The following is a 25,554-nucleotide window of genomic DNA, read 5'->3' as shown; positions in this document are numbered from 1 at the left end:
TTCCGTCACTCGCCCGACCAGCCCTGTTCAGCCTCGTCAGCCCCCTGCGGCCCAGGACGCCCATCGTGTGATGTCGACCACGATGAGTGGGCCGTTCGGGGGCGCGTCCCGGTAGTGGGGGTACTTGCCGACCAGGTGCTGCAGTCCGTCGTGCTCCGGCTGGGGTTCGTCGACGATCGCGGCGTGCCCGTCGGCCCGGACCCACCACAGATCGCTCCAGTCCTCGCCGTAATGGTCGACGAGCAGCGAGCACCGTGGCTCGTGCCAGAGGTTCGCCAGTCGCTGCAGCCGCTGGTGCCGCTTGGGCTTGCGGTCCACTGCCGTGTAGACCGCATCGCCATCGACCGCGAACACCACCGGGACCACGTGTGGCGCGCCGTCGGGGCGCACGGTCGCCAAGCGCGCGATCCGGCTGTCGGCGAAACGGGCGCGCGCGTCGCGTTCGTCCACTGGGACAGCCTATGCAGCCGGTCAATGTCCCCCGGGTCGTGCGCGTTGTCACCCCGGGTCGTATCCGTTGCTCCCGCGTCGTACCCGGTGCCCCCGACCCGTACCCCTCGGGCAGCCATCGGCCGCTCGGTCCCGGCTTCGCGGGTGGGACCGGACCGCTCGGACCCGGGCCCGCGAGTGGGACAGGCTCGATACTGGCGGCATGTGGCTCGTGGTTCGAGTGGTCGCGCTCGCCGTGGTGATCGCCGGCGCCCTGGTGCTGGCCGGGGAGGGTGATCGGCTCCTCGCGTTGGTGGATCGCGCCGTCGGGTTGTTCGGAACCGGCCCCGTGATGCCGCACGACGGTGGGGAGTTGCCGTGGCCGATGAGGGTCGGCGGGCTCGCCCTCGGATTGGCGGCCGCGTTCGCCCATCCCGTCGGCCGGGCCGTGCGCCAGCTCGTCACGTTGCTGCACGAGCTCGGCCACACCCTCGTCGCCGCCGCTCTCGGCGCACGCCCGGCCGGCATCGTGCTGCGACACGACGCCTCGGGGCACGCGAGGGCGCGGTGGGTGGGGCGCGCGGGACTGATGCGGCGCCTCGCACTGGCCGCGGTGGCGTTCGCCGGGCTCCCCGCAGCAGCGACCGTCAGTGCCATCGGTGCGCGCCTGTTCGACCTGGTCGGACCGGACGCCGTGCTGTGGCTGTTCGCGATCGCCGGGCTCGTCGTCACCCTGCTGGCGCGGAGCCCGTGGTCACTGTTGGTCGCCGTCGGCACCGGTGGCCTGGCGGTCGCCGCGATGACCGAGGCCGCCGAGGCATGGGCGGCCGGGATCGTCGTCGCGGTGCTCGCGGCGATCGCGGTCCGGACCACGCACGACAACTGGCGGGCGCTCGGTCACCCCCTCCAACGAGGCGATGACGCGCGCGCGGTCGCCGGCCACCTGCGGCTTCCCGCACGGATGGTCCAACTCGTCCAGTTCGTCCTGGGCGCAGGGTTGAGCGTGTGGGCAGTGTGGCTGCTCTTGGCGCCCCTTCCGGGGCTGACCTGAGCGCTTCGAGGCGCGCCCCGCGGCTTGCGGTTCCCCCTTTGGGGAAGTCGGCGCGTGCATGAAGCAAGGCTTTATTGCTAGGCTTGCCATGACGCAACGGCGCGTCACCGAGCCTGCGGGACGCGGGGGCTCCGCGCCGTTCTTGCTGTCGTCCGGTCGCCGGGCTCGGTCATCGAGATCCTTCGAGAGGGAGGCCCGGGCGTGACCACCGATCTACACCAGTTCGCGCTGGCCAGCATCGACGTGGCCGTGGCCGAGCTCGGCCTCGACGATTGGATCCGAGAGGTCCTGCACCAACCGGAGCGGTCGATCGCCGTCCAGGTGCCCTACCGCGGGGACGACGGCGAGATCCGCCTCGTCCCGGGGTACCGCGTGGCTCATTCGACGGCCCGTGGTCCGGCGAAGGGCGGGACGCGCTTCCATCCCGACGTGACGCCCGAAGAGGTCGCCGGGCTGGCCACGTTGATGAGCATCAAGACCGCGGTGCTCGATCTACCGCTCGGCGGCGGGAAGGGGGGCGTCACGGTCGATCCGAAGCAGCTCAGCGAGACCGAGCTCGAGTCGCTCACCCGCAGCTACACGCGGGGGATCGCGGCGAACATCGGTGCCGACCTCGACGTGCCCGCCCCGGACGTCGGGACCGGTGAGCGGCACATGGACTGGATCGCCGAGGAGTACGCGGCGGTAACCGGCCGTCCCAACCCGGCGGTGGTGACGGGCAAGTCGATCGCTGCCGGCGGCTCGTTGGGGCGGGACTCGGCGACCGCGGCCGGCTGCCGCACCGTGCTGTTGAGCAGCGCCGCGCGGCTGGGGCTTCCCGCCGATGCGCGCGTGGTGATCCAGGGCTTCGGCAACGCCGGGTCGCACCTCGCCCGCATGCTCGCGGCGGACGGCCTCCGCGTGGTGGGGCTGTCGGACAGCCGTGGCGGTCTGCACGATCCGAACGGGCTCGACGTGGCGGCGGTCTGCGCGGCGAAGGATGAGCACGGGTCGGTCACCGCCTATCCCGCGGAGCGGGTCTCCGACCGGGATCTGCTCGGACTGGACTGCGAGATCGTTGTCCCGGCGGCGTTGGAGGCGGCGATCGACGAGACGATCGCGGAGGAGATCCGTGCCCGGCTGATCGTCGAAGCCGCCAACGGTCCCTGCACCGTGTCCGCCGACGAGGTGCTCGCCGATCGGGGCGTCGTCGTGGTGCCCGACGTCCTCGCGAGCGCCGGGGGCGTCACGGTCTCCTGCTTCGAGTGGCAACAGAACCTCTACGGGGAGCGCTGGAGCGCCGACACCGTCGCCACACGGCTCGAACAGCGCATGGCCGAGGCCGCGGAGGCCCTTTGGGCGGTCGCGGACGAGCGGGGCCTACCGCTGCGGACCGCCGCCACGGTCCTGGGCCTCGGACGCATCGCCGACGCCGTGATCGAACGTGCGGGGCAGCGCCCTGCCGCACTCGTGTCCTGATCCGCCGCACTCGTGTCCTGACCCGCCGCGCGGCATCTCACGTACCATGAGCGTGGCCGTGAGCGGCCGTCGCGACGAAGGGTCCGCGTGTGGAGCAGCCGACCAGTGGAACCGCGCTCGTCGACGAGCTGATCGATGGTGTGCGCATCGGTGACAACCTGGTCTTCCAGGGGGAGGCGGGCACGCCGCTCGCGTTGCTGGTGGACCGGTTCGTGAGCGCCGCCCGGGGGCAACTCCCGCTCGTGATCGTCAACGCTGCGGAGCCGTGGAAGGACGAGGTGCCCGAAGGCGTCACCGTGCTCGACTGGTCGCCCGTGCACGACGGGACGCCCTCACCGCTCGCGCGCGCCCTCGACGAGGATGCGACGTTCGAGGACGCGCTCGCGTCCCTGCGTGCGGTCGAGGCCGACGTGGGCAGCGGCGCGGCCTTCGTGTTCGACCGGTTGTCCGCCGTGCAGGACGCGTGGGGTAGTGACGCGGCCCTGGAGCTCTTCCTGTCGGCCTGCCCCCGGCTCTACCGTCAGCGCAGCCTCGCGGTGTGGCCGGTGGACTGGGATCGGCACCGGCCCGCGTTCCTGCGACGGCTCGGCGAGATCACCCAGGTGGTCCTCGAGCTCGCGGCCACCGACGGGGATCTGCAGGTCACGGTCCGCAAGGCGGACGGGCGAAAAGCCAGCATCGTGGGGCGCAGCGTGCGCGCCCGTGTGGCCGACCGGGACCTGCAGGCGACGGAGGCGCCGACCAGCACCCGGGAACGGTTGGGCACGGTGATCCGTGACCAACGGCTCGCACTGGGCATGCCCCAGGCCGAACTCGCCCGGCGCGTCGGCATCACGCCCTCGGCGCTCTCCCAGATCGAGCGTGGGGTCCGAGGGCCATCGGGTGACACGCTCATGGGCCTCTGGGAGGTGCTCGGGGTGCCGTTCGGCCCCACCACACAACCCCAGGACCGCGGCTACCGGGTCGCCCGGCGCAGCGGCCGGGAGCGGGTGGGCATGCAGGACGGGCTCACCGGCGAGTGCCTCGTCGACGATCCCGCGGCGGGGGAGCTGTGGCTGTTGGAGCTCGCCCCCGGTGTGACCGGCGGCCGGTCGCCGTTCGCGGTCAAGAGCATCGAGGTCGTCACCGTCGTCCGGGGCGTGCTCGATCTCCACCTCGAGGGGCGCACCGAGACGCTGCACGAGGGTGACGCGCTGGTGGCGGCCGAGGCGGCGGTCACCGGCTGGGCGAATCCGAGCAGCACGTCCACCCAGGTGCACTGGAGCCTGCACCCCCGGCCCTGAACGCGGCGAGTTCGCGGGTTCAGCGCCTCGAGCGCGACCATGAGCAGGAAGATCTGCAGGCTGATGATGACGAGGACGTAGATGCCCACGTTCGCTGGGATCGTCCGGCGGGCTCGGCGCATTACTCGAGCATCTCGAGCGCGCGGCGGGTCTTGTCCGTGTCCGGTAGCGACACCATCGGGTTGGAGCAGATCAGCATGAGGCCCTTGATGCGCCCGTCGAGGATCGCGTCGATCTGCTCCTCGTAGGACGATGCGGCGGGGTTCCGCGGCGCGGCGGAGGGTGCGGGTCGAGCCCCCCACGAACTCGACCCGCACCGGCCCGCCGGCGGGAAGGTCGGTGTGACGACCTACCACCCGTACATGTTCGGCGAGGCCCGATCGTTACAGACGACTTGAGAATTCCTCGCGAGGTATCCGAGCGAGCGGCGGTGCGCTAGTGGTCGCGGAATCGTGTGGCGGTACGCCCCAGGGGCGGGAGAGGTGCACCAGCTGTCGCCGCCACGACGGGCACGGTGGCTGTGACCGCCCGTCCAGGAAGGCGTTGGCGGCGCGATGCAGCCCGGGCGTCAACGGCAGGTAGGGGTGGGCCTCGCGAAGCGGGCAGGCGTCCTCCGCGCCCTCTATCCGCCAGCCCTGGGGCATGAGGCCGAGGTCGCTGGTGGCCGTCAGGCTGAGCGCCCGTGTCCCCTCGGGCAGCGGATCGGCGAGGATGCCCGCCGCCGACCGCGGCCTTCCCAGCAGCTCGCGCGAGAGCGGGGCGTCGACGTCGAAGTGGAAGTCCACCGCCTCGGCAAGCGGGGCCAGCATTCGGAAGCCGTCGCCGCCGACACGTCCGCTGCCGTCCGCACTCGGCTGCGGCCAGCCGACGGGGTTGTCCGGGAAGGGGCCGACGAGGAGCAAACGGCTGTCGCGGGGGAGCGCGCCTTCGGCGGCAGCCGCCCAGGCCACCCACGCCGCTTGCGAGTGCGCCGCGATCGTCAAGGGCTCGTCGAGATCCGCGGCCTGAGCCGCCAGGAGCTGTACTTGCTCGTTGAAGGCGCGCTGCGTGTGGCCCTGCTCGTAGGGCGCCCCGGTGCGGATGGGACAAACCGCGTCGCCACGCGGCTGTCCCTCGCCCGTGCCGGCGTAGGAGTAGTAGTAGGTCTGCTCGCAGGTGAACCCGAGCGCCCTGGGGTCGGTCTCGAATGCGGCGCCGTCTCCCGACGCTGAGTTGATCCCCGACATCATGAGCAGCGAGCCCGGTCGGGCGTCGGCTTCGACCGCGTCCTCCCCGCGGCTGACGACGACGAGGAGGAGTGCGAGGGCCCCGGCCGCGAGGACGAGGGCGGGGATCGCCCGTGGTTCGGGAGGCCGCGACAGCCAGGTCGCGGTTGCGGCCGTCAGCAGCGCGGAGGCGAGGACGAGCATCGCGACGCCACTCGGTGAGCTGCGGTCGGCGAGGGTGCCGATCGTCACGAGGGCGAGGGCGTAGACGGCGAGCGGGCCGAGTCTCAGGCCACCGCGGACGCTCGTCGCCAGTGCCCTGCGAAGCGTCGGCTGCCCGGTCCATGGGGACGGGGCGAGGACGACCGCGACGAGGCCGGTGAGCGTCGTCGCCGCCCACAGCAGGCGGGAGTAGAGCGCGGCATGCGCGACGAAGTTGAGCTGTGCGGCCAGCAGCGCGAAGGGAGCCGCGGTCCCGTAGAAGGCGGCGGCGAACGGGAGCCGCGCGCGCCAGGGCCCGGGCAGCAGGGCCGCGAGGAGCGCCGTGCGTCCTGCTATGGACGCCGCGATCCCGAACCATGCCCAGGGGTGGGACGGCGCCCACGACAGGAGCGCCCGCAGGTCGGCGAAGACGTCCAGCGGCGGGAGGGCGACCAGGTGCACCACTCCCGGCCACGCCGGCAGCCCGGGGAGCAGCGCGACCGTAGCCGCCAGCAGTGCGGGTACGAGCAGCCATGCCGCCCGCGGACGGCGTTTCACCTCGGCCGACTGGAGCGACTCGTCACGGGTCGACACGGCGGGCATCAGCGAGGGCCTGCCCACCTCGTCGGGGTCGAAACGGATCGGTGGACCCGCATATCGCGCCGCCCACTGGGTATGCGTGTGGCGCCCTCGAGGGGAAGGACGTGCCGATGGGTGCGCTGCAGGACCGGGTCGCGGTCGTCACCGGGGCCTCGAGCGGGATCGGCCGGGCGACCGCGCTCGAGTTGGCGGATCGCGGCGCCGCGGTCGTCGTGACCGCCCGGCGCGAGGACGCCCTGGACGAGGTGGCGCAGGCGTGCCGGGAACGGGGAGCGGAGGCGATCGCGCTGCCCGCCGACGTCACCGACGCGGACGCCGTCGACGACGTGGCGCGCCGGACGGCAGGCACGTACGGCCGGATCGACGTCTGGATCAACAACGCGTCCGTGAACCTCTTCGCGCCCATCGAGGAGGCTCCCGTCGAACTGTGGCACCGCGTGGTGCAGACCAACCTGTTCGGCGCCTACCACGGGGTTCGTGGCGCGCTGCCGTGGATGCGAGAGCAGGGCGAGGGCGTGATCGTCAACGTCGGCTCGGTGCTCTCCAGGGTCGGGTCGCCGTATCAGAGCGCCTACGTCACCAGCAAGCACGCCGTGCGGGCGCTCTCGGACTGCGCGCGACAGGAGGTCGGCGACGTGCCCGGCATCGACGTGTGCACGGTGCTGCCCGGGCCGGTCGATACCCCCCTGTTCCACCACGCGGGCAACTACACGGGCCGGGAGGTCGAGCCGGTCACCCCGGTGGCGTCGGCCCAGCGCGCCGCCGCCACGATCGTGGCGTGTGCGGCCCGACCCCGGCACGAGGCCATCGTCGGCGCCTCGACCGCGCCGGCGCTGGTCGCGAACCGGTTGGCGCCAAGCCTGGTGGAGCGGGTGGCCGCAAGGCAGGTCGCGAAGGACCACTTCGGCACCTCGCCGGCACGGGCCTCCCCGGGGAATCTCGTCGAGTCCACCGGGGCGACGACGGTGAGCGGTGGCTGGAGTCGAGGCTCGCAGCAGGTTGGCGTCGAGAGCCGGCGTGCGGCCTCGACTCGAGGCGGAGGAATCCGAATCCGGGGGTCCGTCGTCGCCGGCGTCGTCGCGTCCGCAGCACTCGCCGTGTGGGCGGTGCGGCGGGCATGAGCGCCGTCACGGTCGCGCGAGCGGACACGGACACCGCCGATCCGGCCGGGGTCGGACCGGGCGGGTCGCCGTCCCTGCCGGAGCACCGGCGATGGGAACGAGTGCACGGCCTCGCGATCCACACCCGTTGCTGGCCCGGGCCGACCGGTGCCCAGCGAACCCCCGCGGTGGTGCTGCACGGGCTCGGCGTGGCGAGCCGCATGTGCCAGCCGGTCGCGGGACGGCTCGCGAGGGACAGGCCCGTGTGGGCGCCGGATTGGGCCGGCTTCGGCCACAGCGAGCCCCCGTCTCGCGATCTCGACATCGACGGGCACGCCGACCTGCTCGCCGACTGGATGGGCACGATCGGGGTCCCTGCGGCGGTGCTGGTCGGCGTCTCCCTCGGTTCGCAGGTCGCCGCGGCGCTCGCCGAGCGCTATCCCGCCCGCTGTGCCCGTTTGGTGCTGGGCTCACCGACCGTGCAGGCGGATCGCCGAACCTGGCGTCAGCAAGTGCCCCGCTGGCAGCTCGAACAGGCGACCCAGTCCGGCCGGATGCGGGCGATCCAGCTCGGGGACTACGCCCGTTGCGGCCCCCGTCGGGCGCTGAGGACCTTCGCGTTCGCGCTCGCGGATCGCATCGAGGACCGCTTGCCACAGGTCGACGCGCCCGTGCTGACCTGCTGGGGCACCCGAGATCCGCTCATCACCCGCGGCTGGGTGGAGGAACTCGCCGCCCGTGCTCCCGACGGGCGGCTGGCGGTCCTGCCGGGCGCCGTGCACGCCCTCAGCCACGAGCACCCGCTGGCCTTCGCCCGGGTCATCGAGCACTTCGTCGACAGCCGCCCGGCACGAGAGCAACCAGCCGACCGACGGCCCCCGAGACGAGGAGCCGCGTAGATGCCGCCGCCCAACTTCGTCGCGAACTTCGACTCGGCCACTGCGATGGCGCAGGCCACCGCGCACGCACTGCGCGGTGAGCCGTTCCCAGCGCTCGGCAACCCCCCTTCCCTGAAGCCGGCGGCGCGGCGGGCCAACCTGCTGCCCTCCCGCGTGCGGGAGAAGGGCTTCGTGGTGAGCGGGGCCGCGGAGACGATCAGCCCGCGGCGGGTGCACCGGCTCGACATGGAGGCCGCGGCCGATTGGCTGGCGGAGGAGTACCCGCCGGGACCCTATCCGGCAGTGGCCGTGGGCTCGTCGTGCGGCGCGCTCGTCAATCTCTACGCCGCCATGGGCATCCCCTGGCTACCACAGACCCTGCTCGTGCCGGTGCGCCAGAGGGTCCACCCCGACGACCCGACGGCGGCGATGGAGAAGGCCCGCCGCTACGGCCACCGGATGATGGAGGCACTGCCCGACTGGCAGTTGCACCACATGCACGACGCGAACCAGGACCGCCTGATGGTCCGCGCCCTCACCTACTTCCGTGTGAAGCGTCGAACGCTCGGTCCGGGCTACGAACGGTTCCTGCGCGAGCGCCTCGAGCCGGGCGGCACGATCATCGTCCCCGAGTGCACCCGGACCTGGGGCACCACCCGCCTCGGGGAGCGGTACGTCTTCCAGCACGGCGCCCTGGGCGGGGCCACCGAGGAGGAGTTCCACGAGGGCAGTGAGCGCGTCGCCGAGTACCTCGAGCGCTACGACTCGCCCGTGCGCCGGTGGGACGGTCCCCAACCCGACGGGAGGAGCCCGGAGGCCGAGTGGGGCTTCGAGCCGGCCCTGAGGGACGACATCGAGCGCTTCGCCGACGAGCACGGCTACCGGGTCAAGCGGCTGGTCTTCGAGGAGCCCGACGACCCGAGCCCGATGGTCGCCGACCTCCACCGGTGGTGGTATCGGCAGCGACGCATCCCCGCGAACCGGCTGCTCGTGTCGAGCTTCATCGTGAATGAGCCCTACTGGGGGTTGCGCACCGGCTCGGTGCCCTTCTGGATGAAGTTCAACATGCAGCCCTCGCTCACGACGCTGCATCGCTACCTCGACAGCGTCGACGAGCCGTTCGACGAGCTCTACCTGATGCTCTTCCAGCACGGGGTCGAGGCCGTTGGACTGCCTTCCAAGGAGCAGTGGCGCGCCGTGCTCGACCGTGCCCGCCAGCACGGGACCACCCTCGGGGTCGATCTCGACGAGTACCCGCTCGACTTCCCTCACTACGCGAAGTACGACGATGCGCTCCTGCGCGAGGTTGCCAGTCGCTACCCGTGGCCGGCGCCGCTGTCGCTGCACGACCTCGAGACGTTCCTCGAGAGCCACGGGCACCGTTACGCGGTCGACTGGTTGTCCGCGACGCCGGCGTGAGCCCGCCCACCCGGCCGGCAGACGCGTTTGTTCGCGTGAGCACCGGGTAGCCCGCGTCAACCCAGCCCGCAAGGAGGCAACCGGTGGCCGAGAACGTGAGCGACAGGATCCTCGAGCGTCTATCGCAGTGGGGGGTCGAGCGCGTCTACAGCTACCCCGGGGACGGCTTCAACGCGCTGCTGGGCGCGCTGCAGCGCCGCGGCAACGACCCGATGTTCGTCCAGACCCGACACGAGGAGATGTCGGCGTTCATGGCGACCGCCCACGCGAAGTGGACCGGGCAGGCAGGCGTCTGCATGGCGACCTCCGGTCCCGGGGCCATCCACCTCCTCAACGGGCTCTACGACGCCAAGCTCGACCACCAGCCCGTCGTCGCCATCGTCGGCCAGACCAACATGAGCGCGCTCGGTGGTGACTACCAGCAGGAGGTGGACCTCCTCTCGCTCTTCAAGGACGTCGCGGGGTACCTCCAGATGGTCGGGACGTCGGAGCAGATCCCCGCGGTGCTCGATCGGGCCTTCCGGGTCGCCCTGAGCGAGCGCACCGTCGCGGTGCTGGTCGTGCCCGCGGACGTGCAGGAGATGGAGTATCAGCCGCCGACACACGAGTTCAAGATGGTGCCGGGCAGCCTCGGCTGGTCCCGGTCACGCGTCCTGCCCGAGCCCTCCGAGGTGCAGCGCGCGGCGCGGATCCTCAACGAGGGCGAGCGCGTGGGGATCCTGATCGGCCAGGGCGCGCGGGGGGCCGCCGCGGAGGTCGTCGAGGTCGCCGACCGGCTGGGCGCCGGCGTCGCGAAAGCGCTGTTGGGCAAGGACGTCCTGTCCGACGAGCTGCCGTTCGTCACGGGGGCGATCGGCCTGCTGGGCACCAAGCCCAGCTACGACATGATGATGGGCTGCGACACCTTCCTGATGATCGGCTCCAGCCTCCCGTACACCCAGTTCCTCCCGGAGTTCGGCCAGGCACGCGGGATCCAGATCGACATCGACGGGCGGATGATCGGTCTCCGCTACCCGATGGAGGTCAATCTCATCGGCGACGCGCAGAGCACGCTGGCCGAGCTGCTGCCGCTCCTCGAGCGCAAGGAGGACCGTTCCTGGAGGCAGGAGATCGAGGACGGCGTCGCACGCTGGTGGGACATCGTCGAGGCGCGCGCGATGCAGGACGCCCATCCGCTGAACCCGCAGCGGGTGTTCTGGGAGTTGTCCCCCCAGCTGCCGGGCAACGCCATCGTGACCGCCGACTCGGGGTCCGCGGCGAACTGGTACGCCCGCGACCTCAAGTTCCGCGAAGGGATGCGCGGCTCGCTGTCGGGCACTTTGGCGACGATGGGTTCGGCGATGCCGTACGCGGTCGCCGCCAAGTTCTGCCATCCGGACCGCCCCGCGATCGCGCTGGTCGGTGACGGAGCGATGCAGATGAACGGCAACGCGGAGCTGCTGACGGTCGCGAAGTACTGGCAGCAGTGGTCGGACCCGCGACTGGTCGTGCTGGTCCTCAACAACAGCGACCTCAACCAGGTCACCTGGGAGATGCGCGCCATGGAGGGCGTGCCCAAGTTCGAGGAGACCCAGGTCCTGCCGGACATGAACTACGCGGAGTACGCGCGGTTGGTTGGGCTGGACGGGATCCGCATCGACCGGCCGGATGATGTCGCCGACGCCTGGCGGCGCGCCCTGGGGGCGGACCGGCCGGTGGTCATCGATGCGGTCGTGGATCCCGAGATACCCCCGCTGCCGCCACACGTGGAGCTCGACGACGCCAAGGCGATGATGCGCGCGGTCCTCAAGCAGGATCCCAACGCCGCGGACATGATCAAGCACGCCTTCGAGGGCAAGGCGCAGGAGTTCCTGCAGCGGGGTTGACACTGCCCGACACAGGGGCCGCGGCGTGCCGTCAGCGGCGTCGCGCGAGCACGGCCGCTGCGGCCGCGAGCGCGGCGCCGGCCACCGACAGCCCGGGCTTGTGCGTCGCCACCCAGAGCTGGCCCGAGCGATCGTGGGCCCGCTCACCGAACCTACCCCGGGCGCCGAAGTCGACGTCGTCGTCGAGCGGCACGTCGAGGTTGTCGGGTCGCTCACCCACCGGCTCGTCCGTCTGTTGGTCGTCGAGGCCGGTCGCGCCGAGGTAGCGGTCGAGCAGCGCGGGGGCGAGGCGGTTCGCCCAGCGCACCAGCAGGGTGGGCAGTCCCACGTCGAGTTCCCGCGGGGCGTGGTCGGCCGCCCACGCGACGGCCCGCGCCGCGACCTCCGGCTGGAAGATGGGCGGCATCGGTTGCGGGTGTCGCGGGAGGCGGTTTCGCACCCAGGAGAACTGGGGCGTGTTCACCGCCGGGAGGTTCACGGTGGTGAGCGCCACGTTGCTGTTCTCGGCGCGCAGCTCGGCGCGCAGCGAATCCCTGAAGCCCTCGATCGCGTGCTTCGCCCCGCAGTAGGCGGCTTGACCCGGGATCCCGCGGAGGGCCAGCGAGGAGCCGACGAACACGAGCGTGCCCCGGTCACGCGCCCGCATCCGCTCGAGGGCCGCGAGTGTGCCGTTGACGTACCCCAGGTAGGTCACCTCCGTGACACGACGGATCTCGTCGGCGTCGATGCGGGACACCGGTGCGAACACCGACGCCATCGCGTTGTTCACCCACACGTCGACCGGGCCCAGCTCCTCGTCCACGGTGCTCGCGGCGGCCTCCACGGCCTCGGCATCGCTGACGTCGGTGGCCACGGCGACGGCTTCGGGCGCGCCCGCGGCCTCGACCTCCCGCCGCGCGGCCTCGAGTCCGGCGCGTCCCCGCGCCAGCAGGGCCACCCGATCCCCCGCCGAGCCAGCTCGCGGGCGACGGCCCGCCCGACCCCCGCGCTGGCACCCGTCACGACCGCGACCCTCGGTGTTCGGTGAGGCCCGGCAGGTGTCATGCCGGCGCCCTACCCGCCACACCGGCCCGCAAACGCGGGCGACGGCCCCCTGGGGGACGTGTGGTCGTGCCGCACGTGGGCACACACGGGGTCCGACATGGTGTCGCCGCGAGAGAGGGGGAGCCGATGAAGGCCGTCGTCTATCAGGAGCCGTTCGAGGTCGCCGTCGAGGAGGTCGAGGACGCCCGCATCGAGGCGTCGACCGACGTGGTGGTGCGCATCACCTCCACGGCGATCTGCGGCTCCGACCTGCACATGTACGAGGGCCGCACCGACGCCGAGCCCGGCATCGTGTTCGGCCACGAGAACATGGGCGTCGTCGAGGAGGTGGGGTCGGGGGTCGCGTCGCTGCGGAAGGGCGATCGCGTCGTCCTGCCGTTCAACGTGGCGTGCGGGTTCTGCGAGAACTGCGAAGCCCGGCAGACCGCCTTTTGTCTCACCGTGAACCCGGGCTACGCCGGGGGCGCCTACGGGTACGTGGGCATGGGGCCCTATCCGGGGGGACAGGCCGAGTACCTGCGCGTGCCGTTCGCGGACTTCAACGCGCTCAAGCTCCCGCCCGGCGACGACCACGAGGCCGACTTCGCGATGCTGGCCGACATCTTCCCGACCGGCTACCACGCGACCGAGATGGCCGAGGTCAAGCCGGGCGACACCGTCGCGGTCTACGGCGCCGGCCCCGTCGGCCTCATGGCCGCCTACTCCGCGCAGCTGCGCGGCGCCGAGCGGGTCTTCGTCGTCGACAAGGTGGCCAACCGGCTCGAGTTGGCGGAGCAGCAGATCGGGGCGATCCCGGTGAACTTCGCCGAGGTCGACCCCGTCGAGTACATCGTTGACCAGACCGACGGGCTCGGCAGCGACAAGGGCATCGACGCGGTCGGCTACCAGGCGACCGTGTCCGACAGCAACGAGGAACAGCCGGCCGTCGTGCTGAACCAGCTCGTGGGCACCGTTCGGCACACCGGCCTGATCGGGACGGTCGGCCTGTACCTCTCGTCGGACCCGGGGGCGCCGTCGGACGAGGCCAAGCACGGGCGTCTCTTGCTCGAGATGGGGCGGTTCTTCGAGAAGGGGCTGCGCATGGGCACCGGCCAGGCCAACAGCAAGAACTACAACCGAGAGCTGCGCGATCTCATCATCGCCGGCCGCGCCCGGCCCAGCTTCGTGGTCTCCAAGCAGCTGCCGCTGGACGAGGCACCCGACGCCTACCACCGGTTCGACCAGCGCGAGGAGGGCTACAGCAAGGTGGTGCTCCAGCCCTGACTAGAGGTCGGCTCGACCCTCGAGCACCGCGCGCGCAGCGTCGTGGATCCGCTGGTGGTTGCTGCGGGCCTCCCTGCGCAGCCGCTGGAAGGCCTCGTCGGCGTCGATGCCGTGACGTTCCGCCAAGAGGCCCTTGACCCGTTCGATGACCAGGCGCGACTCCAGGGCCCGCTGCAGCTGCTCGCTGAGTTCGCAGGCCTCGCGGTGCACCCGAGCGTTGCGGATCGCCACTGCGGCTTGGGTCGCGATGCTCTGGAGCAACGGCAGGTTGCGCCGGTCGACCCGGCGCTCCTCGCTGGTGGCGACGACCGCGAGGACGCCGAGCACCTCGTCCCCGGCACGCAGCGGCACGACGATGGTGGAGGTGGCACCGAAGGCATCCAGCACGGCGCGGTGCTCGGCGTCTTGTGGGCCTGCTCGATCCTCGTCCTCGAGTACGTCGGCGATCCACGACAGCACGAGTGGTTCACCGGTCTCGGCGACCTTGGTGACGTAGGTGTTGCGGATCTCCTGATGGTGCGTCACGAGCTGTTCGAGGAGGGCGCGCGTCGTCGGGTCGCGGTGGGCACTGACCTCCGGACGGAGGGTGCCCTGCTCGTCGAGCAGCGCGATGACACAGCCCTCCCCCAGTGACGGGCCGGCCATCTCCGCGGCCCGCCGCAGGGTCTCGTCGAGATCGAGTGAGGCGGTCAGCACCTCGCCGACGCCGGCCCGGAACCTGGCCTCCTCGCACTCGATCCGGAGGCGCTCGTGCAGCCGTGCCCGCCACAGAGCCCGGGCGCACTGGCGGGCCGTTGCGCAGGCGAGGTCGTGCTGTTCGTCGTCGAGGTCGCAGGACTGCTCGAAGCCGAGCACCACTGCGCCGAGGTCGTCCCCCTCGGCGGCGAGCGGGGCGACCAGGTGAGCCTCGTGGGTGAGGTCCGTGCCCCTCAGCGACCGGAAGCGCTGGTCCCGCTCGGTCGCATCGCGCCAGGCGATCGGTCGATGATGCCGCGACACCCAGGCAACGGGCCAGCGTGGATCGGCCGGGCCGGTGGTTCCGTGCGCCACCATCGGGTCGCCGCCGACCTGCCGGGCCAACCGCAGAGCACCTTCGTCCTCGTCGACCAGCCAGACCGCCATCATGGCCGCGTCGAGCTCGTCCCTGACGGTGGTGGCCATCGTCTCGATGACCTCGTCCAGGGTCACGGTTCGCGCGAGTGCTGCCGTCAGGCGTTGAAGTCGGCTGAGTGCCGAGTGCGATTGTTCGCTGTGCCGGCCGGCGGCAGTCTCGGCGGCGAGGACTTGCTCGCGCTGGCGCTCGACCTGCGTGCCCCGAGCCTGTTCACGACGTAATCGCTCGAGCTGTCCGGCCGGATCGGCGACGTCGTGCTGGTCGGTCCGCCGCGACGTCGAAGCGTTTTCGGTCGACACGAATCCCCCTCGCAGCGCTGGCGAGTCCCCCTGCACCTGCATCGCCGGCGCGCCCAAGGCTCGGGGCGGATCCGCGGTGGCGGTGGCCCGGCCTCACTGGAGCGTACGCGGTGCCACACGGCCCTACAATGCACATCGTGCGCCGGTGTCGAGCCCCCTGGCCCGGGTGTTTGGTCCGGCCGCGTCGGGGCACGTCGCAATCGTAGCTCGCCGGGTGCCAGATGTGAGGGCCAAAGGGGCCATGACGTCACCATCGCGGGTCACGCTCGTCGCCTCGGCGGTCGACTGCGACGCCGCGCGTGCGCTCGTCGCGCAGCTGCCCTGGGGAGTGGTGCTCGAGCGGGTGCTGGTGGTCGATGCGCGGCCCACACCCTCGGCTTCGGACAGCTCCTCCCCGCTGCTCCCGGATGCGGGGATCACCGGGCCATTGGCGTCCCGTCTCGAGGTCCTTCGCTGCCCGGGCGGCAATCCCGTGGGTGCGCGCAACGTGGGTTGGCGGGCGGCGACGACCCCCTGGGTCGCCTTCCTCGGCGAGGACGCCCGGCCCGCGCCCGGTTGGCTCGAGGCGCTCGCCGAGGACCTGCACGCGGCCGAGCAGGAGGCCGGGGACGCCCCCAACCGTGGCGCCGTGCGCGGGCCCGGCGACCCGGTCGTGGCCGTCCACGGCCGGGTCGAGGTCGAACCACCGTCCGGGAGGCGTCCGACGGAGCGCGAGCGGCGGTTCGTCGACCGCGCCCGCGCGCCGTGGGCAGCCACCGACGCGGCGTACCGTCGTGACGTCCTCGCGGCGACCGGTGGGCTCGACGAGCGTTTCGCGACCCTCGACCACGCGCATCTCGAGCTCGACCTGCGGGCGGCGGCGTTCGGTCGGGTACGCCAAGGCGATCGGGTGGTACGACGTGAACCTCCCCCCGGTTCCTCCTGGCCGGCGGTGGCGGAGCGTGACCGCGCGTCCGATGTCCTGTTGCGGTGCTTGCACGGACCGGGGGCACGGCCACGCGACGGCCCGCGCGCGACCGGGATGCCGTGGCAGGTGTTGACCGGCGCGCTGGCGAGCGTGACCTGCGTCGCGGCGGCCGCGGAGGCCGTTCGTCGGTCGATGGGCGTTGATCGGCGACGCTCGGGGCGCGTGGCGGTCGTGGGCGCGGCGGCCTGGGCCGCGAGCACGACCCGCCTGGCGCTCGTCCGGCTGGCGCCAGGGCCGCGGACCCCGCGGGAGGTGCTCGGGATCCTACTGACGACCCCGGTGCAGCCGCTCTCGGCGACGCGGTGGTGGCTCCACGGGAGGCGGACAGCGCGCGGCGCCACCCGGTGGCAACCCCCACCGCCCGCGGCGGTCCTGATCGACCGAGCGGTCCTGGACTCGACCGAGGAAGCCGCGCCGTCCGAGACCGGCTCGAGCGAGCGGGCGGGTGGATCCCCGCACGCGCCCGCTGTACAGAGCCTCCGGGACGCCGGTGTGCGGGTCGGCGTCTTCGCGGTGGAGGAGGGCGTCGCCACCGGGACGGTATCGGCGACGGAAGTGGATGCGGGTAATGCCGCCCTCGAGCGGAGCCTGGGTGGCGTGGATGCCCGGGCGGTCTGCCCGCACGGTCCGACGGACGGCTGCCGTTGCCGGCCGCCTCGTCCGGGGCTCCTGCAGGTGCTCGCCCAGCGCTTGCAGGCGGACCCGGCCGATTGTGCGGTCGTCAGCGACCGGGCGGCGCCGCTGCGCGCGGCGGTCGCGACGGCCGCCCGCGGCCTGCTCTGCGCGAGCGACCGCACGCCGGGGGAGGAGGTCGGCGCCGCGGTCGAGCGGTCCGACTCGCTCGTGGACGTCGTCGACCGTCTGCTGGCCGGCCCGCCGGGCAACCGCTCGTAGCCGTCGCGCACGGCTGGCGCCATCGCCGGGGACCGCGTCGTTCCCTCGCGCGGGACCTGTCCGACGGAACGACAGCTGATCCCCCCTGCCGGCGGGCGTTGAGCCACACCGAGTGGGTACGTGGTGGCTCCGTCCGAACCGAGCGAGACGCGTGGAGCTCACGCCGCGGAGGGATTTACGATGCCGGACTTCGATCTCGCAGCGCTCGACATCGCGGTGATGGCCGCGTACGTGGTGTTCGTGCTCGCGCTCGGCTGGTACGTCGGTCGACGCAAGCAGGACTCGGAGGGCTTCTTCCTCGCCGGCCGCGGCATGATCTGGCCGCTCGTCGGGTTCGGCCTGATCGCCTCGCAGTTCTCCGGCACCCAGTACCTCGGCCTCGCCGGCGCGGGCTACGACGAGGGCATCGCCGTCTGGAACTACGAGTGGCTGGCCACGCTCGTGCTCGTGGGCTTCGCCCTGTTCGTCCTGCCCTTCTACATCCAATCCAGGGTGTCGACGGTGCCGGAGTTCCTGGAGCTGCGCTACGACCGCCGTTCCCGGTACGCCTTCAGCGGCTTCACCGTGTTCACGGGGATGTTCATCGACAGTGCCGGGGCGATGTTCGCCGGCGCGCTGGTGCTCCAGCTGCTCTTCCCCGATCAGCCGCTCATGCTGCACATCGTCACGATCGCCCTGATCGGCGGGATCTACGTGATCCTCGGCGGGCTCCAGGCCGTGATGATCACCGACACACTGCAGGGGGTGCTGCTGTTCGGCGCGGGCGGGGCGATCTTCCTGTCGGTGTTCGCGGAGTTCGGCTTCGACTGGAGCGCGCTGCCGGCGCTGGCACCCGAGGGCGGCTGGACGCTGGCCCCGCCGGCCGACGACGAGTTCCTGCCCTGGCCGGGGATCTTCACCGGCGCGGTCTGGCTGGGCTTCTACGTGTGGATCTCCAATCACATCATCGTCCAGAAGGTGCTCGCGGCGAAGAGCCTCGACCACGGCCGCTGGGGTGCCCTGTTCGCGGGGCTCATGCAGCTGCCTCTGCTGGTCCTGCTCATCTTCCCCGGCGTGCTCGCCCGTGGCGTGTACGACGACGTGCCGGACGGCGACATGGTCTGGCCGGCCCTGATCTTCGAGTTTCTGCCCGTCGGGATCCGCGGCCTGATCGTCGCCGCCTTGCTCGCCGCGATCATGTCGACCCTCGACTCGGTGCTGAACGGGGCGTCGAGCCTGGTCGTCAACGACTTCATCAAGACCCGCCGACGCCAGTTCACGGAGCGGCAACTGCTGCTGATCGGCCGGATCCTCGTGGGCGTGTTCATGGTGCTGGCCGCCGCCTGGGCGCCGGTGATCACCACGTTCGGGGGCATCGTCGAGTACTTCCAGTCCTTCCTGGGCTACGTGACGATGCCGCTGGTGATCGTGCTGCTGGGCGGCCTCTTCTGGCCCCGCGGCACCCGTCAGGGGGCGTTCTGGACGTTCGTGATCGGTTGCCCGATCGGGATTCTCGGGTTCCTGTCCGGCGAGGTCCTGGAGCTCTTCGAGCTGCAGTTCCTCTACGGCACGGGACTGATGGTCCTGCTCAGCATCGGTCTGTACATCGGCCTGTCGCTGGCGACCGAGGCGCCTTCGCGGGAGCAGGTCGCCGAAGTGACGTGGACGCGTGAGACCTGGCAACGCGAGACCCGCGAGCTCCAAGACAAGCCGTGGTATGCGAACTACCGCTACCTGTCCGCAGGGCTCGTGATCATCACGCTCGCTGCCGTGCTGCCGCTCATCTAGGAGGTCCCGGAGATGACCCCCGACGCCGTCGGCCTCGCGATCGTGCTCATCGGCGGGATCGTCCTGCTCGGGAAACTGCTCCGCGCGTGGTGGGGCGTGGCGCAGCGCCTGTTCCTGCCCGCCTCGATCCTCGCAGGCTTCCTCGCACTGGTGCTCGGCCCGGACGTGCTCGGCGCGGCGGTGGGGGCGGTGTTCGGTGAGGAGGCCGCCCTGGCGGACGGGGTGTTCGGGGAGACGACCCTCGAGGTGTGGGAGACGCTGCCCGAGCTGTTGATCACGGTCGTGTTCGCAACCCTGTTCCTCGGCCACCGCATCCCGAGCCCACGGACCATCTGGGAGCGAGGCGGGCCGCAGCTGTCGCTCGGCCTCACGATGGGCGCGGGCCAGTACGTCCTCGGGATCGCGCTCACCGCCCTCGTGCTCACGCCGATGTTCGGGATCAACCCGGTGGCCGGGGCCATGATCGAGATCGGCTTCGAGGGCGGACACGGGACCGCCGCCGGCCTCAGCGGCACGTTCGACGCCGTGGGCTTCCCCGAGGGTGCCGACCTGACGCTCGGCATGGCCACCGTCGGCATCGTGGGAGGGATCCTGCTGGGGGTGGCGCTCGTCAACATCGGCGCCCGCACCGGCCGGACCGAGATCCTCGACGCGGCGACGCAACACTCGGCCGACGAGCAGCGGGGCATCTTCGGCCGCTTCGAGCGCGGAGCGGCCGCGACCATGACGGTGCGGCCCTCGTCGATCGAGCCGCTGACCATCCACTTCGCATTCGTGGCCGTGGCGATCCTCGTCGGCGTCGTCCTGCTGGAGGGGCTGCAGGCGCTGGAGGACGCCACGTGGGGCGCGCAGGACGTCGAGGTCATCGAGCACGTCCCGCTGTTCCCCCTGGCGATGGTCGGCGGCGCGCTCGTGCAGTTGCTCATCGACCGCTTCGACGACCGCGCGCTCGTGGACCGCGCCATGATGATGCGCATCCAGGGGATCTCGCTCGACGTGCTGATCGTCGCGGCGCTGGCCACCCTCTCGCTCGACGTGATCGGCGAGCACCTCGCCTCGTTCCTCGCGCTGGCGGCCGTGGGGCTCGCGTGGAACGTGCTCGCCTTCTGGTTCCTCGCGCCGCGGATGATCCCGATCTACCCGTACGAGCGGGGCCTCACCGACTTCGGGCAGTCCATGGGGGTCACCGCGACGGGCCTGATCCTGCTGCGCATCGTCGACCCGGAGAACACGACGCCGGCACTGGAGTCCTTCGGGTACAAGCAGCTCGGCTTCGAGCCGTTGCTCGGAGGGGGCCTCGTCACCGCGCTGTCGGTGCCGCTCATCGGCGCCTTCGGGCCGTGGCCCCTCTTCGCGGCGATGTTCGTGCTGCTCGTCGTGGCCCTGGTCGTCGGGATCGGCTACTTCGGACGTCAACAGCCCCTGCAGGCCACCGAGGACGGGTGAGGCGTCACCGTCCCCACGAGGAGAGATCATGACCGAACCGGACCGCGTCGTGCACGCGATGGTGGAGCTCACCGACCTCGTCGCCGAGGACTTCGACCTGCTCGAGGTGCTGTACGTGTTGTCGGCGCGCGCCGCGGAGCTCTCCGGGAGCACCGCGGCCGGCGTCCTGGCGCTCGACGAGCAGCACGACGAGTTCTCCCTGGCCGCCGCGACCTCCCGGGACGTGCGCTGTCTGGAGCTGTTCGAGGCGCAGGGGGCGTACGGCCCCTCCCGCGCGGCCTACCACGCACGGTCCACGGTCATCGCGAGCGACCTGTCCGACAGCTACGACGAATGGCCCGAGTTCGTGGAAAAGGCGGTCGAGGCGCGGTGCCGCAGCTTGCTCGTCGCGCCGATCCAGCGCCGCGGCGTCTCGGTGGGCACGCTCACCGTCCTGCGCGAGGTGCCGGGCAGCTTCGGCGCCGACGTCGAGGCGATCGTCGACGGCCTCGCCCGGATCGCGGCGATCGCACTGCTCACCGAGCGCACGGCGCGATCCGCCCAGGAGCGTCGGTCGAGCCTCGCCCGCGTGCTCGAGGGTCGCGAGGTGGTGGAGCAGGCCCAGAGGGAGGTGGCCACCCAGCTCGGCGTGCCCCTGGCGCAGGCGTTCGACCGGCTACGGCGCTACGCGCGGGAGCACGACACCCTCCTGCAGGAGGCCGCCGACCGTGTGGTCTCGGGTCGGGTCGAGGCCGGCGCCCTGCCACACCTCTAGCCGGAGGGGTTGCGGCCCGGCTGCGCGCCGCCTCACCGGTTCTGGGCAGCGGGGATCAGCGCGAGGCCGCCGTCGACGAGGACGGAGCTGCCGGTCATGTAGCTGCCTGCGCCGCCCAGTAGCGCGGTGATCGTCTCCGCGATCTCTTCGGCGTGGGCCGGACGCCCCATCGGCAGCGCCGGGCGGCCCTCGTTGGTGGGGTCGGTCTCGTGCTGACCGGTCATCGGGGTCGCGATCTCTCCGGGCGCGACGGAGTTGACCCGTACCCCCGGTCCCCGAGCTCGAGGGCCATCACCTTGGAGACCAGCCCCATCCCGGCCTTGGCGGCGCTGTAGGCGATCGCGTTCGGCAGCGGGATGTGCTCGTGCACGCTGGTGACGTTGATGATGTGTCCGCCGTCGGACTCGGCCATGTGCTGCGCGGCCTGTTGGGCCACGAGGAAGCAGCCCGTGAGGTCCACGTCGATGACCTGCTGCCAGTCCTCGAGGGTGTGCTCGAGCGCCGGCGCCTGATGCATCGTGCCCGCGTTGTTGACGACGGCGTCCAGGCCGCCGAGGTCGCTGATCATGTCGTTCAGCACCAAGGGGATGCGGTGGGGCTCGGCGAGGTCGAGCTGGTGGACGCGTGGCGGGCCGACCCCCAGCTCCTCGACCTCGGCGGCCGTCTGCGAGGCCCCGTCGGCGTCGCTGCGATAGGTGATCGCGACGTCGTGTCCCTCGCGGGCGAGGGCGATCGCGGTGGCTCGGCCCACGCCGGAGTCGCCCCCGGTGACGATCGTGCGGGTCATGGATGCTCCTTCGATCTGGGTCGTCAGCTCGCGTCCCGAGCGACCGCGCCGACGTGCCCCGTGCATCGAGGACGAAACCGGCCCTTCCGTTGCCGCCCTCCGGGGCGAGGCCGGTGGGGCGTGTGCTCCCGCCGGGCGTGGGTACCGTGTCGCGGTCGTGCACGCCTCCGACACGAGCCCCTCGTTCGATAGAAAGGTGTCGGCCATGGAGGTCCTGGTCATGATCCCCGTCGCGCTCGTGGCGATCGCGCTGCTCGCGCTCGTGATCGGCTGGGTCACGTCCCGCGTGTCGGGCCGCGAGACCGGACCCGAGGAGGCCGACGCGCCCGGCGACGTGTCGAGCGGCCCCCAGGGAGCGACGCATCCGGACGAGTACGGCGGCCGGGTCGGCGATCCACAGCGGGAGCCGGTGGACCCGCACCCCACCGATGGCGATCGTCCCGCCGAACCGGGCGCCGAACCCGAGCAGCCGCGGCCGAGCCGTTCGATGCAGGAGGACGGGCCCGGGCGATCGGATCCGTCGACCTCGACACACCCGACGGACACGGCGCACGAGGAGCCGGGCGCCGACGGGCCTCCCGGGGCGGGACGGCCACGCTGAGAACGGACCTCAGGCGTGGTGGTGGGCGTGCAAGCGGCGTCGGCGGCGGCGGGCCGCGAGCCCGGCGGCCACCGCGGCGAGGAGCGGTAGCAGGACGACGAGCACCCGCAGGACCCAGACGACGACCTCGATCGGTGCCCCGAGGATCCGGGCGATGACGTCGTTGGCAGCGGCCACGGTCGCCACCGCGACGAACGTGCCCGCACCCCACAGCGCCACGGCCCGGGCGGGGACGTCCAGCAGTCGCTGGTTCACGTGGCTTACGTCCTCGCGCCCGCGGAAGGCGCGCTCGATCCACGGCCAGGCCGCCGTCGCGGCGACGAGCAGCAGCGGCACGGCGACCCCCATCAGGAACGGCGCCGACCACACGGCCCGAGGGCCGAGAACTCCAGTGGCGGGGCGAGGCGCAGCAGGCCCTCGACCCAGAACAGGAACCAGTCCGGCTGGGACGCGTTGCTGGCCTCCCCGATGCGGTAGGGGGCGTGCAGGTCGAGGTCCGCGTAGGGCAGGAGCGCAGCCGACAGCGAGATCACCGCCGCGACGCCCAGCGCGAGCACCGTCGAGGTCATCGCCTGCCACGGCCAGAGCGGCTCGCCCACCGTGTACTGCTCGCCGTCGAGGTCCGCTCGTGGCCGTTGCGTGTGCTGTTGCCGGGCGATCAAGCTGAGGTGCAGCCCGAGCAGGGCGGTGATGACGAGGGGGGCCCACAGCGCGTGGAGGGCGAACATCCGAGGCAGCATCTGCCCGGTGGGGAACTCGCCGGCGAAGAGCCACTGCGCGAGGGTCTCACCCACCCAGGGGATCGAGATCACGAGGGCGTAGAAGATCCGGAGGCTGGTGCCCGCCAGAACGTCGAACGGGAGGTTGTGGCCGGTCCATCCGGAGATCACGGCGACGAACAGCAGCGCGACCCCGATGAGGTGCGTGAGTTCGCGGGGAGCCCGGAACGCGCCGGTGGCGACGACCCGAACGAGGTGCGCGAGGATCGCCCCGATGAACACGTGGCTGGCGATGCGGTGGATGCGCCGGAGGAGCATCCCGCCGGGCACGTCGTTCGAGAGGGTCACGACCGATGCGTACGCCGCGGGCATGTCGCGTCCCCGGTGCAGGTCCGACCCGCCTTCGTACGTGACCGTGGCCGCGGACGGCTCGTAGAACAGCGTCAACGCGATCCCCGTGGCGACCAGTATCGCGAAGCTCACGACCGCGACCTCGCCCAACAGGTAGGACCAGTGGCGTGGGAAGGGCTTGCGCGACAGCTTCGCGACGAACGGGCTGATCGCCAGGCGACGGTCCACGCCCACGATGACCGCGCGCACCGGGCGCGTCATCAGCCGCCCCCTTCGTCGAGCAGGCGGTCGGTGCTGCGTCCTTGTCGCGGGCGCAGCCCGGTGGTGGGGCCGACGTGGCCGATGAACGCCCCTGCGGCCACGAGCACGCCGTCCTCGAGCCGCAACGGCAGTTGGGGGAGTGCGCGCTCGGCGGGACCGAAGGTGGGCACCGCCCCCGCCCCGGCATCGAACGACGCCTGATGGCAGGGACAGAACAGGACGCCGGTGCCCGCGCGGAACAGCCCGACCGGGCACCCCATGTGCGTGCACACCTTCGAGTAGGCGACGAGGTTGCCGTCGACCACCCCGTCCATGTCGGTCGGCGGGCCCAGGTCCTCCTCGGGCGCGCGGATCAGCACGACGGCCGAGAGCTCCTCGCGCAGCGGGCCCCCGTCCGGTCCTTCGGGCCAAACGGTGTCGAGTCCCCCCTCGGGCAGTGCCTCGGGTGCGAGCGTCCGACCGTCGTCGTCCAGGAGGCGGGTGCCCTCGGCCCAGCGGGTCCGCAGCCCCACGTCCGGCCGGGTTGGCCCCATCGAGGTCGCGGGCGCGAGCAGTCCGATCGCGAGGGCCCCGCCGGCGGTGAGGATCGTCCGCCGCCCCCAACGCAGCCGGGAGGCGGCGGCGGTGTCCTCGTCCACCGCCGGATCGATCGCGACGTCGCCGGGGTCGACCGCGGGGCCCTCGCTCGGGAGGTCAGGGCGCTCCTCGACCCCGGTCACCTGCGGGTAGTGGGCGAGGACCAGCCGGCGCAGCGCCGCGGCGAGGCCGCCGAAGGCCAGGGCGAGCAGCAGGCCGAGGACCGCGACGTTCGCTTCCAGCACGAAGGCGACGGCGAAGCCGAGGCCGCCGGCGGCGCTCAGCGCCCCCCAGGCGAGGACGGCGCGGAACGAGGCTCGATCCCGGGTCGGCTCGCTGCGTTCGTGTTCCTGCACTGGGTCACCCCTCCCGTCGCGGTCGACGGGCTACTGACGCGGACGGCGGTGGGCCAACGCGATCGCGAACCCCACGAGGACGAGGACGCCTCCCGCCGCGAGCGCCTGCGACACCCGGTCGAGCTCCCGGAGCCCGAGCGGTGTGGTCGGCTGGTCGTCCATGCTCGTGGTGTAGGCGGCGATGTCGGCGACGCCCTGCTCGTCGAGCTGGTCGTCGTCGAAGGCCGGCATGGTGAACGGACCCACCCGGATGGCCTGTGCGATGGCGACCTCGTCCAGCTGCCGCACCGCCAGCACGAGCTCGCCCCCGCCGGAGATCCCGCCGACGCCGGTGGCGCCGTGGCACTGCATGCAGTTGGCCGCGTAGAGATCGCCTCCCCGCGCGGGGTCCCCCTCGCCGACAGTGGGGATGTCTCCGGGCAGGCCGAGCTCTGAGGACAGCCACGCGGCCAGCGCGTCGCGGTCCTCGTCGGTGATGTCGGGCTCCTCGAAGATCCCGGCCTCCTGGTCGACGATCGGCATGCGGCCGGTCCGCACCAGCAGGTCGTTGTACGAGACGGAGGTGTCGTCGATCGGCGGGCCGGCCTGCACCCCGGTGCCGGAGCCGCCCCCTCCGGACGTGCCGTGACACGTCACGCAGTAGCGGGCGTAGACCTCGCCCCCCCGCTCGACCTGCGCCCGCTCGGGGTCCTCGGTCGGATCGTCGGCGTCGTCGTCCTCCGAGGCGACGGCGAGCGTCGTGGGGACGAGCACGGCGACCGCGACGGCGACCCCGAGCCACTGCAGCAGCGGTCGCGCCGCCCCGCGGCGTGGCGCGCTCGTCATGCCGGCGTCGGGTCCATGCAGGCGCTCCCCTTCCGCACCTT

20 protein-coding genes and 2 pseudogenes are annotated in these 25,554 nt (G+C 72.1%); 13 read left to right on the top strand and 9 right to left on the bottom strand.

Features of this window, described 5'->3' with window-relative positions:
* Positions 1 to 36: 36 nt before the first annotated feature.
* Positions 37 to 450 (bottom strand): TIGR03668 family PPOX class F420-dependent oxidoreductase, encoded by a 414-nt coding sequence (locus ER308_RS01685; RefSeq protein WP_131153405.1) that lies wholly within the window; start codon positions 448 to 450, stop codon positions 37 to 39.
* A gap of 202 nt (positions 451 to 652) precedes the next feature.
* Here ER308_RS01685 and ER308_RS01680 point away from each other — a divergent pair, with 202 nt between their 5' ends.
* The 3 genes from ER308_RS01680 to ER308_RS01670 all read left to right on the top strand — a co-directional run bounded on the left by ER308_RS01680 (position 653) and on the right by ER308_RS01670 (position 4,221).
* Positions 653 to 1,480 (top strand): M50 family metallopeptidase, encoded by an 828-nt coding sequence (locus ER308_RS01680; protein ID WP_131153404.1) that lies wholly within the window; start codon positions 653 to 655, stop codon positions 1,478 to 1,480.
* Between the two features lie 201 nt (positions 1,481 to 1,681).
* Positions 1,682 to 2,938, top strand: coding sequence for a Glu/Leu/Phe/Val family dehydrogenase (locus ER308_RS01675; RefSeq protein WP_131153403.1), 1,257 nt, complete (start codon positions 1,682 to 1,684; stop codon positions 2,936 to 2,938).
* An 89-nt stretch (positions 2,939 to 3,027) separates the two neighbouring features.
* Complete coding sequence (locus tag ER308_RS01670; RefSeq protein ID WP_131153402.1) at positions 3,028 to 4,221, top strand: helix-turn-helix domain-containing protein; 1,194 nt, start codon at positions 3,028 to 3,030, stop codon at positions 4,219 to 4,221.
* Positions 4,222 to 4,604: 383 nt separating this feature from the next.
* On the opposite strand, the gene ER308_RS01665 is transcribed toward ER308_RS01670, so the two are convergent.
* Complete coding sequence (locus ER308_RS01665; protein WP_131153401.1) at positions 4,605 to 6,230, bottom strand: hypothetical protein; 1,626 nt, start codon at positions 6,228 to 6,230, stop codon at positions 4,605 to 4,607.
* Positions 6,231 to 6,337: 107 nt separating this feature from the next.
* On the opposite strand from ER308_RS01665, the gene ER308_RS01660 reads away from it, so the two are divergent.
* From ER308_RS01660 to ER308_RS01645, 4 genes are all read left to right on the top strand, one after another.
* Positions 6,338 to 7,348: an SDR family NAD(P)-dependent oxidoreductase gene (locus ER308_RS01660; RefSeq protein WP_205745835.1), complete on the top strand. Its 1,011-nt coding sequence runs from the start codon at positions 6,338 to 6,340 to the stop codon at positions 7,346 to 7,348.
* Positions 7,345 to 8,226 carry an alpha/beta fold hydrolase gene (locus ER308_RS01655; RefSeq protein WP_131153400.1) on the top strand — a complete coding sequence of 294 codons (882 nt, stop codon included), beginning with the start codon at positions 7,345 to 7,347 and terminating at the stop codon, positions 8,224 to 8,226. Before ER308_RS01660 ends, ER308_RS01655 begins: the two co-directional genes overlap by 4 nt.
* Positions 8,227 to 9,624, top strand: a complete 1,398-nt coding sequence (locus tag ER308_RS01650; protein WP_131153399.1) for a hypothetical protein — start codon at positions 8,227 to 8,229, stop codon at positions 9,622 to 9,624.
* Between the two features lie 83 nt (positions 9,625 to 9,707).
* Complete coding sequence (locus tag ER308_RS01645; protein WP_131153398.1) at positions 9,708 to 11,489, top strand: thiamine pyrophosphate-requiring protein; 1,782 nt, start codon at positions 9,708 to 9,710, stop codon at positions 11,487 to 11,489.
* Positions 11,490 to 11,520: 31 nt separating this feature from the next.
* Here the strand turns inward: ER308_RS01645 and ER308_RS01640 are convergent.
* Positions 11,521 to 12,533: pseudogene (locus ER308_RS01640) on the bottom strand (SDR family oxidoreductase).
* 126 nt (positions 12,534 to 12,659) lie between these two features.
* On the opposite strand from ER308_RS01640, the gene ER308_RS01635 reads away from it, so the two are divergent.
* Positions 12,660 to 13,796 (top strand): glutathione-independent formaldehyde dehydrogenase, encoded by a 1,137-nt coding sequence (locus ER308_RS01635; protein ID WP_131153397.1) that lies wholly within the window; start codon positions 12,660 to 12,662, stop codon positions 13,794 to 13,796.
* Here ER308_RS01635 and ER308_RS01630 read toward each other — a convergent pair whose 3' ends face one another.
* Positions 13,797 to 15,209, bottom strand: a complete 1,413-nt coding sequence (locus ER308_RS01630) for a GAF domain-containing protein (protein WP_165491732.1) — start codon at positions 15,207 to 15,209, stop codon at positions 13,797 to 13,799.
* Positions 15,210 to 15,450: 241 nt separating this feature from the next.
* Between ER308_RS01630 and ER308_RS01625 the strand changes: the two genes are divergently transcribed.
* The 4 genes from ER308_RS01625 (at position 15,451) to ER308_RS01610 (ending at position 21,037) form a co-directional block, all read left to right on the top strand.
* On the top strand, positions 15,451 to 17,070 hold the full coding sequence (locus ER308_RS01625) for a glycosyltransferase (protein WP_131153395.1): 1,620 nt from the start codon (positions 15,451 to 15,453) through the stop codon (positions 17,068 to 17,070).
* Positions 17,071 to 17,250: 180 nt separating this feature from the next.
* Positions 17,251 to 18,837: a sodium:solute symporter family transporter gene (locus tag ER308_RS01620; protein WP_131153394.1), complete on the top strand. Its 1,587-nt coding sequence runs from the start codon at positions 17,251 to 17,253 to the stop codon at positions 18,835 to 18,837.
* A gap of 12 nt (positions 18,838 to 18,849) precedes the next feature.
* The gene (locus tag ER308_RS01615; protein ID WP_131153393.1) at positions 18,850 to 20,283 is read left to right on the top strand and encodes a sodium/glutamate symporter; all 1,434 of its coding nucleotides are present in this window, start codon (positions 18,850 to 18,852) and stop codon (positions 20,281 to 20,283) included.
* A gap of 28 nt (positions 20,284 to 20,311) precedes the next feature.
* Positions 20,312 to 21,037 (top strand): GAF and ANTAR domain-containing protein, encoded by a 726-nt coding sequence (locus tag ER308_RS01610; RefSeq protein ID WP_131153392.1) that lies wholly within the window; start codon positions 20,312 to 20,314, stop codon positions 21,035 to 21,037.
* A gap of 32 nt (positions 21,038 to 21,069) precedes the next feature.
* Here ER308_RS01610 and ER308_RS01605 read toward each other — a convergent pair.
* A pseudogene (locus tag ER308_RS01605) lies at positions 21,070 to 21,824 on the bottom strand (SDR family oxidoreductase).
* Positions 21,825 to 22,029: 205 nt separating this feature from the next.
* Here ER308_RS01605 and ER308_RS01600 point away from each other — a divergent pair.
* On the top strand, positions 22,030 to 22,425 hold the full coding sequence (locus ER308_RS01600; RefSeq protein WP_131153391.1) for a hypothetical protein: 396 nt from the start codon (positions 22,030 to 22,032) through the stop codon (positions 22,423 to 22,425).
* 9 nt (positions 22,426 to 22,434) lie between these two features.
* On the opposite strand, the gene ER308_RS01595 is transcribed toward ER308_RS01600, so the two are convergent.
* The 4 genes from ER308_RS01595 to ER308_RS01580 are packed head-to-tail and all read right to left on the bottom strand — an operon-like array spanning position 22,435 to position 25,513.
* Entirely contained in the window at positions 22,435 to 22,794 is a 360-nt protein-coding gene (locus tag ER308_RS01595) for a hypothetical protein (protein WP_131153390.1), read from the bottom strand.
* A complete protein-coding gene (locus ER308_RS01590; protein ID WP_131153389.1) occupies positions 22,773 to 23,756 on the bottom strand; it encodes a cytochrome b in 984 nt (327 codons plus the stop codon). The genes ER308_RS01595 and ER308_RS01590 overlap by 22 nt, the downstream gene beginning before the upstream one ends.
* Complete coding sequence (locus ER308_RS01585) at positions 23,756 to 24,688, bottom strand: QcrA and Rieske domain-containing protein (protein ID WP_131153388.1); 933 nt, start codon at positions 24,686 to 24,688, stop codon at positions 23,756 to 23,758. Before ER308_RS01585 ends, ER308_RS01590 begins: the two co-directional genes overlap by 1 nt.
* A 30-nt stretch (positions 24,689 to 24,718) precedes the next feature.
* Complete coding sequence (locus ER308_RS01580; RefSeq protein ID WP_131153387.1) at positions 24,719 to 25,513, bottom strand: c-type cytochrome; 795 nt, start codon at positions 25,511 to 25,513, stop codon at positions 24,719 to 24,721.
* Between the last annotated feature and the right edge of the window lie 41 nt (positions 25,514 to 25,554).

Source organism: Egibacter rhizosphaerae (genome assembly GCF_004322855.1).
GTDB lineage: Bacteria > Actinomycetota > Nitriliruptoria > Euzebyales > Egibacteraceae > Egibacter > Egibacter rhizosphaerae.
The sequence above is the reverse complement of the archived record's forward strand: the minus strand, read 5'-3'. Positions and strand labels throughout refer to the sequence as shown.